General features: G+C 69.0%; 12 protein-coding genes. 1 reads left to right on the top strand and 11 read right to left on the bottom strand.

Going from position 1 to position 11414, the window contains the following annotated elements:
* Positions 1–85 precede the first annotated feature (85 nt).
* The gene (locus tag ACFT32_RS04165; protein ID WP_382485610.1) at positions 86–772 is read right to left on the bottom strand and encodes a hypothetical protein; all 687 of its coding nucleotides are present in this window, start codon (positions 770–772) and stop codon (positions 86–88) included.
* 546 nt (positions 773–1318) lie between these two features.
* Between ACFT32_RS04165 and ACFT32_RS04160 the strand changes: the two genes are divergently transcribed.
* On the top strand, positions 1319–2521 hold the full coding sequence (locus ACFT32_RS04160) for an MFS transporter (protein ID WP_382485608.1): 1203 nt from the start codon (positions 1319–1321) through the stop codon (positions 2519–2521).
* A gap of 99 nt (positions 2522–2620) precedes the next feature.
* On the opposite strand, the gene ACFT32_RS04155 is transcribed toward ACFT32_RS04160, so the two are convergent.
* From ACFT32_RS04155 to ACFT32_RS04110, 10 genes are all read right to left on the bottom strand, one after another.
* Positions 2621–3271 carry an MBL fold metallo-hydrolase gene (locus ACFT32_RS04155; protein ID WP_382485605.1) on the bottom strand — a complete coding sequence of 217 codons (651 nt, stop codon included), beginning with the start codon at positions 3269–3271 and terminating at the stop codon, positions 2621–2623.
* Between the two features lie 34 nt (positions 3272–3305).
* Complete coding sequence (locus ACFT32_RS04150) at positions 3306–4043, bottom strand: maleylpyruvate isomerase family mycothiol-dependent enzyme (RefSeq protein ID WP_382485603.1); 738 nt, start codon at positions 4041–4043, stop codon at positions 3306–3308.
* Positions 4033–4869, bottom strand: coding sequence for a fumarylacetoacetate hydrolase family protein (locus tag ACFT32_RS04145; protein WP_382485600.1), 837 nt, complete (start codon positions 4867–4869; stop codon positions 4033–4035). The genes ACFT32_RS04150 and ACFT32_RS04145 overlap by 11 nt, the downstream gene beginning before the upstream one ends.
* On the bottom strand, positions 4866–5960 hold the full coding sequence (locus tag ACFT32_RS04140) for a cupin domain-containing protein (protein WP_382485598.1): 1095 nt from the start codon (positions 5958–5960) through the stop codon (positions 4866–4868). Before ACFT32_RS04140 ends, ACFT32_RS04145 begins: the two co-directional genes overlap by 4 nt.
* Complete coding sequence (locus ACFT32_RS04135; protein WP_382485596.1) at positions 5957–6652, bottom strand: class II aldolase/adducin family protein; 696 nt, start codon at positions 6650–6652, stop codon at positions 5957–5959. Before ACFT32_RS04135 ends, ACFT32_RS04140 begins: the two co-directional genes overlap by 4 nt.
* A gap of 19 nt (positions 6653–6671) precedes the next feature.
* The gene (locus tag ACFT32_RS04130) at positions 6672–7856 is read right to left on the bottom strand and encodes an FAD-dependent monooxygenase (RefSeq protein ID WP_382485593.1); all 1185 of its coding nucleotides are present in this window, start codon (positions 7854–7856) and stop codon (positions 6672–6674) included.
* Positions 7857–7858: 2 nt separating this feature from the next.
* Entirely contained in the window at positions 7859–8191 is a 333-nt protein-coding gene (locus ACFT32_RS04125; RefSeq protein ID WP_382485590.1) for an indolepyruvate ferredoxin oxidoreductase subunit alpha, read from the bottom strand.
* A gap of 13 nt (positions 8192–8204) precedes the next feature.
* Positions 8205–9227 carry an NAD(P)/FAD-dependent oxidoreductase gene (locus ACFT32_RS04120; protein WP_382485588.1) on the bottom strand — a complete coding sequence of 341 codons (1023 nt, stop codon included), beginning with the start codon at positions 9225–9227 and terminating at the stop codon, positions 8205–8207.
* Positions 9227–10087 (bottom strand): hypothetical protein, encoded by an 861-nt coding sequence (locus ACFT32_RS04115; RefSeq protein WP_382485586.1) that lies wholly within the window; start codon positions 10085–10087, stop codon positions 9227–9229. Before ACFT32_RS04115 ends, ACFT32_RS04120 begins: the two co-directional genes overlap by 1 nt.
* Positions 10088–10316: 229 nt before the next feature.
* Positions 10317–11264, bottom strand: a complete 948-nt coding sequence (locus tag ACFT32_RS04110) for a fumarylacetoacetate hydrolase family protein (protein ID WP_382485585.1) — start codon at positions 11262–11264, stop codon at positions 10317–10319.
* Positions 11265–11414: the final 150 nt, after the last annotated feature.

Genomic DNA, 11414 nt, shown 5'->3' with positions numbered 1-11414 from the left:
CGAGTGCCGGTCGACTGCCGCGAACGGCTGCCGCTGAGCGGTGTGGGGGGATGAGCTTTCAGAGAATCTGACGTGTCGAACCCCACTACGTGGACGAGACCGGCGCCGCCTGACGCAGTGCCAATTGGGCGGCCTGAACGGCTGTGGTCTGTGCGACCTGCCTGGCCCAGCCCCAAGTGTTGCCGGAGAAAGGGTCATTGACGAGGCCGCACTCCCGGCAGGTGCGGATCTCGTCGGTGTTGCGCAGCTCGGCGAAGCGGGCCGACCCGACGGTGGTGGGGAACTGGCGGATGTCTTTGTGGGGCGCGCGGGGCGGACTCGCGTCGTACTCGTGCCGCAGCAGCTCCGCATGACAGCCGGAACACTTGGCGATCATGGCCTCGGTCTGGTCGCCCTCTTCGGCCTGGTGCTGGGTGACGACGATGACGGCGACGGCGTCGCTGTCGGTCTCGTCGGACAGGCGGGAGTTGACGCCGTGGAGGTTCTGGGTGGCGATGATCTGCCCCGGAGCCAGGGGCGAGTTGTGGGAGCCGTAGCAGACGACGACCTCGGAGACGGTGTTCCAGTGGAAGAACTGTCCGTAGGCCTGTTCGGGACCACCGACAAGGACGTTGCCGCACGGCACGATCGCGCCGGCGTGGTCGTAGGGGAACAGTGGCGCGAGTTGCGAGGCGGCCTTGGCCATCTGCTCGTACACGTTCACTTTCAACGGCTCGACGTCGGGATCGGGCGGTGCGATGCGCCGTGCCGTCGAGAGGTCGGGGATGCTCATTACTTGGTCCTCCGTGCGATGACGGTGGCGCGGGTTTCGACGCGCAGCAACCGGTAGTTCGTGGTTCCACTGTGGATTGATGTCGCATGGTGCGGAACATTGGGCGCCAGAGTGACACCAAAATGAATGCAGCGGCAAGGGGTCGGCACGGGAATCTCTGTTGGGTCAGGGAGGGGTGCTGGAGAGGCTGGGTGTGTTCCGGATGCTTGCGTGGGCGGAAATCCGCCTGCTAGCGTTCCACGAAACGGGTCAGTGTTCCGTATCGTGAAACATTGGAAGTCTGTTTCCGGACCTGATCGCAAGAACCGATTCTGGTGCTCGCGCGTGCGCTCCGCCCTGGCCGACCGGCGCTGGTAGCACCGCATCCCCCGAGCTGCTGGGGTGTCACTTCGGTCATGCCTGTGGCATGGGACGCACCGAAGGCGAGGCCGGTCAGGAGACAACACTCCCCGGCCGCAAGATCTGTTGTTCTACGGCATTTCGGAGCCGCATATGTCCGCCAGCCTTGCCAACCTCGAGCGACCACACAGACCGTACGGAATTCTGTTGCTTGCCGGCGCGGTGCTCTTGATCGACGGGTACGACCTGTTCGCCCTCGGCACCGTCGGCCCTTCGCTGCTCCAGTACGACGACTGGCACGTCACGCCGAGCACCCTCGGCACGCTGGGCAGCATCACAGCCCTGGGCATGCCCGTCGGCTCGATGCTCGCCGGATGGATGGGTGACCGGTACGGCCGACGCCGCCCGCTGACGCTGTTCCTCACCTTGATCTCGGCAGCCATGCTGCTGGCCGCACTGGCCCCCAACCTCGCGACCTTCGCTGTCGCCAGAGCTCTCACCGGCGTCGGCGTCGGCGCGTTGGCACCGCTCATCGCCGCGCTGGTCGCCGATCACGCTCCCGCAAGAAGGCGGGTCCTGTGCATCGCGGTCGTCATGGCCGCCATCGGGGTAGGCGGCACGGTCTCGGCCGTGATGGGCAGGCTTCTGTTGCCGCAGACGCCCTTCCAGTGGATATTCGCGGTGGGCGCGCTGCCCCTTCTGCTGGTGCCCGTTGTCCGGCGCCTGTTGCCCGCCTCCGCGGGAACGGGCCGGGCGCCGCGTGCCGAGCGGCCCCGGCCCCTCGAACTCCTCGCGCCGGGGCAGCGCCGGACCACGCTGGTCCTGTGGCTGGCCACCTTCATGTCCTTCGCTCTCATCTACAGCACCAGCACCTGGCTGCCGACGGTGATGATGCGCTCCGGTTACGACCTGAACTCGGCGATGGAGTTCTTCATCGCCTTCACCCTCGGTGCCATCGTCGGCAGCATCGGCCTGTCCGTGCTCGGCGACAAAGGGCATCTGCGCGCCGTCACCGTCGGCGGTTTCCTGGTCGGCGCGGCAGCCCTCCTGGCCCTGAGCACCGATCAGCCGAGACCTCTGCTCCTCCTGCTTTCCGCGCTGGCGGGCGTCGGCTCGATGGGCACACAGAGTCTCGTGGTCGCCTGCATGGCAGCGCACTATCCGCCCGCGCTGCACGCCACCGGGATGGGGTTCACACTGGGGCTGGGCCGTGCCGGGGCCATCGTCGGTCCGATGTATCTGTCGGCTGCCGTCGCGCTGTTCACATCGCCGAAGGTCGGCTTCTACGCCTTCGCCGTCCCCGCCGGGCTCGGGGCGCTCGCCGTCCTCCTTCTGGCCCGCAGTCAGGGCCGCGACACCACGGAGGCCGCCACATGTGCCGGGCCCGAGCAACTCCGCCAAGTCACCTGATGCCGCTCGGCACCAGTGAGTCGGGAAGAGTGGCCTCAGCATGACGGAGGTCCCGTCCGATCCCTGCGATCGGGCGGGACCTCGTCCGAGGTCCGCCGGTCAGACGGTGGTCGCTGTGCCGTGGTCCAGTGCCTGGACGCTGCACTGCTCGGGGCCCAGGTTCTGGAACAGCTGCTGGTGCAGCTGCTGGTGGACCGGGGCCAGTCCCGCCTGATGGATGGGAATCGCGGTGCGTGGGGATACCGCGCGCAGGTAGTCGATGGCCTCGCTGGCCTTCATCCACGGCCCGCCGGTCGGCAGCAGCAGTACGTCCACCGGCTGCGGCGGGAGAACGAAGGCGTCTCCGGGGTGAAGGAGCCGACCGTCGACCAGGTAGCCGTTGTTGTGGGCGCAGGGCAGTTGGGGATGAATGACCGCGTGATCGCCGGCCAGCACCTGGATCGGCACCTCGGCGACCGTGACGGTGTCGTCCTTGCCGACGGTCTCGTGCCGCAGACCGGCTTCCCGCAGCAGCGTGCTGCTGCCAGGGTCAGCGATCAGCCGGGCCGCGGGGTTCGCGCCGAGCAGCGGTCCCAGGCGCTCGACGTCGACATGGTCAGGGTGCTCGTGTGTGATCAATACGGCGTCGAGGTCACGAACGTCCTCGAAGCCGGTCGAGTAGGTGCCCGGATCGAACAGCAGCCGGGCGGTATCGCCGTCTGTCTCGATCTCGACCAGCACGCAGGCATGTCCGAAATGTGTGATCTTCATCGGGTACTCCGGTGGGCAGAGGGAATCGTCGGTATCACAGCCACGCGGGAAGTGTCGGCAGAGAGGGTGGCGAGGCGGTCAGGCCGTCGCCGGCGGTGCGGCCGGTGAGCCAGCCCAGCAACTCCGCAGTGGAGCCCCTCACTTCGGTCGTGGTGGCGAGGGGCTCCTCGGGCCTTGTCGTCATCGCGAGTCCGCCCGGCAAAGCACGGACGGTCATGGCCGGACAGTCGTCGTGCCGGACCAGTGTGGCGAAGACGTCCGGCAGCAGGGCCGCGGCCAGATCCTCGGGCAGCTCGGCGAACGTGACACCGGTGCCCAGATCGACGAGATGGATCCACACCTCCCGGATCCGCAACCAGGGAATGAGGGCCGCCTCCACGAGGCGTCCCTGGGCGGTGCGCACGGTGCGGGCCCAGGCGGCGTCCGGCAGGTCGTCGAGGGACTGCTGGAGGCGTACGGCGCTGTCGCGGACGTCCTTGAGGATCACCTGCGCGGTCCGGCGGGCGCCTTCCTCGATGTCGCGCAGGCGCCCCGCCGCACCGTGGGGATACATGGGCGTCTCCACGCCGGTGGCGGCCCAGGTGACCAGGTTGTTGAGGGCGTCGGCGTTGCGCGCCAGGTGGGTGAGCAGGTGAGCCGTGGTCCAGCCGGGCAGCGTGGAAGGGCCGGTCACCCATGCCTCGTCAGCCTCATCGAGGTGGCCGCGCAGCACACTTGTCCCCTCGTCGAGCCACTTGCGCAGAAGTGGGCGCGAGGTGTCCTCAGGCGTCATGGGGCTTTTCCTGGACACAGTGGTTGCGGCACTCGCCGAGGCCTTCGATCCGGGTGGTCAGGACGGTGCCGTCGACGAGGTACTCCTTGGGGGTACGGGCGTGGCCGACGCCACCGGGAGTTCCGGTGGCGATGACGTCCCCGGGTTCCAGGGTGATGATCGTCGACAGGTAGGACACCAGTGCCGCCGGGTCGAAGACCAGGTCGCCGGTGTCGGCCTGCTGCTTGGTTTCCCCGTCGATCTCGGTGGTGAGGGTGCGGGAGCCGGCGTCGGCCTCGTCGGAGGTCACCAGGACGGGGCCGAACGGCGTGGTGGCCTCGAAGTTCTTGCCCTGCAGCCACTCCTTGGTGCGGTACTGCCAGTCCCGCGCCGTGACGTCGTTGAGGACGGCATATCCGGCGATGTGCTTGTCGGCCTCCGCCGCGGTGACGTTGCGGGCCCGCGCCCCGATGACGACCGCCATCTCGCCCTCCCAGTCCATGGCCTGCGACGCCGCCGGCAGCACGATGTCGTCGTAGGCGCCGATCAGGACAGCGGGGAACTTGGCGAAGAGGGTGGGGTATTCGGGGAGGTCACGGCCCATCTCCAGAATGTGGGAACGGTAGTTGAGGCCCACGCAGAAGATCTTCTGGGGGCGGGGCACGACCGGCGCGTAGTCGAGCCCGTCCAGGGCGTGCCGGGCACCGTCGGCACCGGCGGCGAGCTCGCGCCAGCCGTCGTCGGCGAGCAGCGCGCCGACGTCCGGGTGACCGGTCTCCACGGCCTCCGTCTCGTCGACGCGGACGGCAGCCGTGCCGGTGCCGGTGCGGATGGTGGCGAGCTTCATGAGTACTCCCTGCGTGCGAGGTTGAGCCGTTCGAAAATGGGGGCGTCGCTGAATCGGAAGAGGTCCAGGTCGGTGCGGGCCTCGACGGCGACCTCGCACCACGAGGGCACGGCGATGATGTCGCCGCGTACGACGTCGGTGCGCTGTCCGTCGAGGCTGATGGCGCCGGAGCCGTCGAAGACCTGCCACACACTCGAACCGGTCTCGCGGACGGCCGCTGTGCGGTGCCCTGCGGCGACCCGGTGCATCTCGGTGCGCAGTGTCGTCAGCGCGTCGGCCCCCGTGGTGGGGTTGCTGAAGCGCACGGCGGCGTGGCCGGGCTCCGCCAGGACCTCAGAGTGTCCTTCGGCGGCGACTTCGAGCTGGGCGGTCAGGGCCGCGTCGGTGTGTTCCCAACGGTAGGCAGCCAGCGGTGAGTTGGGAGCGTCCTTTCCGATCGAGGCGACCGGGCGCAGTCCGGGATGCCCCCACACGCGCTCGGAGCGGGAGCGGTGCGGGGTCGACCGATCGGTCACCCCGTCCTCGCCGAACTCGAAGAAACCGGTGTCGGTGGCGGACACGAACGGGATGTCCAGGCCGTCCAGCCAGGCCATCGGCTGCGGGTGCGGGTTGTGGTGCCCGTGGAACTGCCATCCCGGCGTGAGCAGGAGATCACCCCGGCGCATGGCGACGGGATCACCGTCGACGACCGTCCATACGCCTTCGCCCTCGAGGACGAACCGGAAGGCGTTCTGGCTGTGCCGGTGGGCCGGTGCGACCTCGTTCGGGCCGAGATACTGGATGGCCGCCCACAGGGTGGGCGTCGCGTAAGGGAGGCCGGACAGGCCCGGGTTGGACACGGAGATGGCACGTCGCTCGCCGCCGCGCCCCACGGGGATGAGATCGCCCGCACGGGCGGCCACCGGATACAGGTCGCCCCAGTGCCAGATGTGCGGGACGGCCTGAGGCGCGGGCGTCAACGGCATGAGGTCCTCGCGCTCGGTCCACAGCGGGATGAGTCCGAGCCGGTTGAAGTCCTCGTACAGCTGCTTCTCGGCGGCGGAGACCTCGGTCTGGCCGGAAGGTGCCGCGGGGGTCCTCGGGTTCGTCATCGGTCGGTCCTTTCCGAGAGGCGTCCCAAGTAGTTCCAGCCCGCGCCGAGCTGAGTGGGATTCCAGATCTGCTCGCGCTTGAAGGCCGCTTCCTCGTCGTCGGACCACACCTTCGGCCCTCCGGCGGCCATGGCCATGAGCTGTGTGCGGCACGCTCGCTCCAGCAGGACGGCGTACATCACCGCTGTTGCCGCGTCCGGGCCGGCCGTGACGGCGCCGTGCTGCGGCATGAGGGCTGCGGGAGCGTCGCCGAGGGTCTCGGCGAGGGCGGCACCGAGTTCCCGGGTCGCGATGAGCGCGCCCGTGTCGGTGAAGCGTGGCAGCTGCGGGTCGCAGAACACGACGCCGTCGTGGGAGATGGGCCGCAGCGGTACGTCGAGGGACGCAAAGGCGCTCAGGGCCGGTGCGTGGGTGTGAACGACGCAGCCGACGTCCGGGCGCCGCGCCATGATCTCGGTGTGGATCGGGTACTCGATGTGCCGCTTGCCCTCGCCGTGGAGGACGTCGCCCGAGCGGCTGACCAGCAGCACCCGGTCGGCGTCGATCTCCTCGAACCCCCAGCCGGAGGCCTTCATCCAGGCACCGTCGCTCTCCGGGTCGCGAATGGCGGCGTGCCCCCACACCATGTCGGTCAGGCCGGCGGCGGCCAGGGCCCGGCTGGCCCGGACGGTCTCGTCGATCTCTTCTTTCATCACGGTCCTCGTGGTCGGGTCAGGCGGCGGACGGCCGGTACAGCCAGTCCAGGTCGGTGTAGTCGTCGGCGCTGCGGCGTCCGAAGACACGGTCACGCAGGGCCGAGATCGTGGTGCCGTTCTCGGCGTGCCAGACCTGGCCCCAGCCGCGTGCGACGCGCTGCACGAGCGCGGTGCGAGGGATCCGTTCCGCCTGGTAGGCGGCGAAGGCCTCGTCGATGTCGCCGCTGTACTTGGTCAGCTGCCGCGCCAGGCACTCGGCGTCCTCGATGGCCTGACAGGCCCCCTGGGCCAGGTACTGGAACATGGGGTGTGCGGCATCGCCGAGCAGGGTGATGCGCCCACGGGTCCAGTTGTCCAGGGGCTCCCGGTCGTACATCGGCCAGCGCCTGGACGTATTGAACATCTTCACGGATGCGCGGACCTGCTCGCACGACGTGGCGAAGGCCTGCTCGAGTTCGTCGGGCCCGCCCCACTCGTCGGTGTGCTCGATGTCCGGCGTGTAGCGCCGGCTGCGGAAGACGGCGACCTGGTTGTACAGCTCGCCGCGCCGGATCGGGTACTGAACGAGGTGCCTGTTCGGGCCGATCCAGATGATCTCGTCGTCCTCTTCGACGGGCAGGGCGATCTCGCTCATGGGCAGTGCACCGCGGTAGGCGACGTACGCGTCCGTGGCCGGCCGGTCGTCGGACAGGAGCCGGCGGGTGCGGGAACGCAGGCCGTCGGCGCCGATCAGGGCGTCGGTCCGGTAGCTTTCGCCGTCGGCGAAGTGGACGACGGCGGCGTTCGCGTGGTCCTCGACGTCGACGACCTGGCGGTTGTTCTCCAGGGTGACCTTGGGGTGCTCCCGACAGGCGGAGAGCAGGACGTCCAGCAGGTCGCCGCGGTGGAGCACGCTGTACGGCTGTCCGTAGCGCTCTCGGAAGGCGGCGCCGAAGTCGATCGTCGTCAGGTGGTGGCCGGTGTCGGCGTGCAGGAACACCAGGTTGCGCGGGCGCACCGCCACCTCGCTGACGGCGTCGAGAACGCCGAGCGAGTCGAGGACGCGCAGGGCGTTCGGAGCGAGCTGGATGCCGGCGCCGATCTCGGTGAATTCCGCGGCCTGCTCCACGACGTGGGCTTCGAAGCCGGCCTCGGCGAGGGCCAGGCCCGTGGCCATGCCTCCTATGCCGCCTCCGATGATGAGCAGCGGGATGTGTTGCACGGTCACTCCTTGGTCCAGTTGTCGACGAGCGGGGTGTCCACACCGATGGCGCCGGCTCCGGACGCGCCGCCCGGGCTCTCCAGCGGGGCGTCCCTGCCGGGCAACACCGTCGAGAAGAACGCGGCGTTGTCCTGTGCCCAGGTGGGATCGGTCTTGGGGCCGGGTGCGGTGATGGCGTCGACCGGGCACTCGGGCAGGCAGGCCCCGCAGTCGATGCATTCGGTGGGATTGATGTAGCGCTTGGTGAGGCCCTCGTAGATGCAGTCCACGGGGCACACGTCGACACAGGAGCCATCGAGTTCGGCGATGCATTTTTCGTTGATCACGTAGCCCATGAGGTGTCCTCCTTCAGGCGGTCGGGATCGGCGGGCGTTCGCTTGAGTGGCCGGGGAAGAGGTCCTCGTCAGGACGCAGCCGTACGGCGATGTTGTTGACGGCGGTGGCGGCCTCGCCGAACCCCACGGCCATCAGCCGGACCTTGCCGGCGTAGGTGGTGATGTCCCCGGCCGCGTAGACGCGGTCCAGGCCGGTGGACATCGCCGTGTCCACCCGGATCTGCTGCCTGTCGAGCATGAGCCCCCAGGAGGTGAGGGGCCCCAGTGAGGCGATGTGGCCGAGGGCCGGGATCAGGACATCGGCGTCGACCATTTCCAGGGCCTGGGAGCCGCAGTCGCGTACGGTCACGGCCTTGAGGGACTCAACGCCGTGGACCTCGGCGATCTCGCTGTTGGTGAGTATGCGCACGGGGGAGTCCATGAGCTGGGCCACCGAGTACTCGTGGGCGCGGAAGCGGGTGCGCCGGTGCACGAGCGTCACCTGACGGGCGTGCGGGACAAGGGTGTTGGCCCAGTCGACTGCGCTGTCGCCCCCACCGACGATCACCACCTCGCGGCCGGTGTACTCGTGCGGGGGAGACACCAGGTGGTGCACACCGTCCCCGGTGAACCCATCGAGGGCGGGCAGTGGTCGCGGTGTGAAGCGCCCGATGCCGCCGGTGATCAGCACGGCGCCCGCTCGGATGACACGTCCAGCGTCGGTGGTGATGTGCACCGCGTCCGTTTCGCAACGCAGTTCCACGGCGCTCTCGCCGAGCAGGACGGACGGGGAGGCGGTCTCGGCCTGCCGGGTGAGACGCTCGATCAGCTCGCGTCCGCGGACAGCCGGGAACCCGGCGACGTCGAAGATCTCCTTGTCGGGGTAGAGCGCGGCCACCTGCCCACCGAGATGGGGCAGGCTGTCCATAAGGGTCACGTCGAGCCCTCGCATCCCCGCGTAGTAGCAGGCGAAGAGACCCGCGGGGCCGGCGCCCACGACGAGGAGTTCGGTCTCGCACGCGGCAGGCGGCCCCGACCGCTGGACGGATTCGGACATCATCGGCTCCCCAGGGATACGTCGGCGGCGGCGAGTTCGGCGTAGGCACGGGCGGCCCCCGGATGCAGCGGAAGCGGGGTGCGTGCCACTGCGCCGGTTTCAGAGGGGCGGCAGCCTCGCGCCAGATATCGGGCGGTCAGGCGGGCGAGTCCCTCGTCCAGGTCCTCGCGGCACAGCACGGCGAGGTCGGAGCAGTCGAGTGCGGGCAGGTCCTCCATGAGGAAGGGGAGTTGCCCAGCTCGCACCAGGCGGGGGAGCCAGTCCTGCAGGGCGAAGCCGTGGAGGACTCGATCGCCCCAGGGCAGGTACCTCACAGGCCGTTCGGTCACGACTTCCCGCCAGTCGGGAGTAGCCATCGGGTCGTGGATCACGACGTCTGCCGCACCCGAGGCGAAGCAGGCCGAGGGGCGCTCGTCGTAGACGAAGTCCACCGCGCCGGCACCCACTCCGGCCATGCGCAATGCTCTGTGCACGGCGAATCCCACGAGGCTGACGCCGTCGTCGGCGGACGTCGCGACGGTGATGCGATCGGCGTGGGCCGCGAGATCGGCGACGGTGTCGAGCGGCAGGGCGGCGTCGGCCGCGACGACAAGACTGCCGCGACGTGGGATCACCCCCAGAGCGACCAAGCCCTTGAGGTCCCCGAACCGATAGAGGAGGCGCAGCGCCGCAGCCGGTGTGACGACGGCGATGTCCGCTTCCCCGGTGAAGAGGGAGGAGGTCTCGTCCAGACCTCCGTGCCCCGCCCGGATCGTGTACCTCACCTCTTTCGTGAGGAGCCGGCGCAGTCCCTGATCGAAGAGATCGCGGATCTGGTGCAGGTCAGCCCAGCCCTCCGACCGCTCGAGCCCGCCGGTCATGAGGGAGCCCTCCGAACAGGCCTGGGCATGTCCGGACGGAGCAGAAGCGGTGGCGATGACGCGGTGGGCAAGTCCCCACGCTGAAACATGGCGGCTCCTTCAGGACAGTGGCAATGACGCATCATACGGAACACTGTTCTGTAGTGTGGCGCTTTTTGAATGTCTGAGCAAGGCTGGAAAATCCTGGGACACGTTGCTCCGCGTGGCTGAAGAAGGCGACGCCTGGAGCTCACGAGGGCCTGCTCGCCGAAAGCTGCGACGGACCGGTCTGCGGAGCCGCCGGAGGTATCGGGCCCCGCTCCGCGCCGCCGGTCGGGCAGGGGACGGCGCTCTCGGCCGTGACGCCAACGGTGAGGCGGCCGATGCGGTCCACGATCAGATCGACGGTGTCGCCGTCCTGGATCGGTGCGACGCCGGCCGGTGTGCCCGTGGTGATCACGTCGCCGGGTTCCAGCACGGTGACCGTCGAGACGTAGGCGAGGAAGCGTGCGGCCGGCCAGATGAGGTCCCGGGTGTTGGCCTTCTGCCGTGGTGTGCCGTTGACGGTCAGTTCCAGGTCGACATCGTCGGGCGAGCCGAGTTCGTCCGGAGTGACGAGCCAGGGCCCCATGGGCGTGAAGGTGTCGAAGGACTTCCGTGTGGACCGGTCCTCGCCGCCCCGCATGGTGATGTCCATCAGGCCCGTGTAGCCGAAGACGTGGTCCAAGGCCTCCTCGGGGGTGACGTGAGTGGCGCGGCGGCCGACGACGAGGGCGAACTCGGCCTCGTGGTCGAAGCGGCGGTCGCAGTACGGCAGACGGACCGTACCGCCCGGATCGAGGAGCGAGGACGGGGACTTGAGGAAGAAGCCGAGCGCGCTGACGTGGAAGGCCTCGCTCATCTCGGCTTGGTGATCGCGGTAGTTGACCGGAGCGGCCACGATCTTTGTGGGATCGGGTATGGGGGAGCGCAGTCGTACCTCGTCCAGCGGCAGTCCTGCTGACGGGCCGGCCCCGGCGGCCAGTTCCTCCAACAGCGGACGGATGTGGGCGAAGTCCGCGACCATACGGCGGGCGAGGCTGCCCGGCCCCGGGGTGAGGCGGGCGGTGAGGTGGTCGGTGAGGTGGTCGGTGATGTCCAGGACACGACCGTCCCGTACGAGACCGATGCGGTCGTCGTCGAAGCGGGCGATGCGCATGCGGGTTCTCCAGATGTGAGGTTCACGGGGCCGGAGTGATCTCGACGGGTGCGGCGAGCTGATGTCGCACGATACGGAACAGTGACCTCTATTGTGGAACCTGTTTGAGAGGATGACAAGCGCGCCATGGAGGGGGTGGCGTCTCGGTCC

Source organism: Streptomyces sp. NPDC057002 (genome assembly GCF_042673825.1).
Lineage (GTDB): Bacteria > Actinomycetota > Actinomycetes > Streptomycetales > Streptomycetaceae > Streptomyces.
Note: the sequence above shows the minus strand (reverse complement) of the source record. Positions and strands in the feature narration are given on the sequence as shown.

Excerpts from the sequence above, each read along its gene's own strand:
- ACFT32_RS04155 (WP_382485605.1), bottom strand. The coding sequence starts at position 3,271 with ATGAAGATCACACATTTCGGACATGCCTGCGTGCTGGTCGAGATCGAG.
- ACFT32_RS04110 (WP_382485585.1), bottom strand. The coding sequence starts at position 11,264 with ATGCGCATCGCCCGCTTCGACGACGACCGCATCGGTCTCGTACGGGAC.
- ACFT32_RS04140 (WP_382485598.1), bottom strand. The coding sequence starts at position 5,960 with ATGACGAACCCGAGGACCCCCGCGGCACCTTCCGGCCAGACCGAGGTC.
- ACFT32_RS04135 (WP_382485596.1), bottom strand. The coding sequence starts at position 6,652 with ATGAAAGAAGAGATCGACGAGACCGTCCGGGCCAGCCGGGCCCTGGCC.
- ACFT32_RS04150 (WP_382485603.1), bottom strand. The coding sequence starts at position 4,043 with ATGACGCCTGAGGACACCTCGCGCCCACTTCTGCGCAAGTGGCTCGAC.
- ACFT32_RS04125 (WP_382485590.1), bottom strand. The coding sequence starts at position 8,191 with ATGGGCTACGTGATCAACGAAAAATGCATCGCCGAACTCGATGGCTCC.
- ACFT32_RS04145 (WP_382485600.1), bottom strand. The coding sequence starts at position 4,869 with ATGAAGCTCGCCACCATCCGCACCGGCACCGGCACGGCTGCCGTCCGC.
- ACFT32_RS04120 (WP_382485588.1), bottom strand. The coding sequence starts at position 9,227 with ATGTCCGAATCCGTCCAGCGGTCGGGGCCGCCTGCCGCGTGCGAGACC.
- ACFT32_RS04165 (WP_382485610.1), bottom strand. The coding sequence starts at position 772 with ATGAGCATCCCCGACCTCTCGACGGCACGGCGCATCGCACCGCCCGAT.
- ACFT32_RS04115 (WP_382485586.1), bottom strand. The coding sequence starts at position 10,087 with ATGACCGGCGGGCTCGAGCGGTCGGAGGGCTGGGCTGACCTGCACCAG.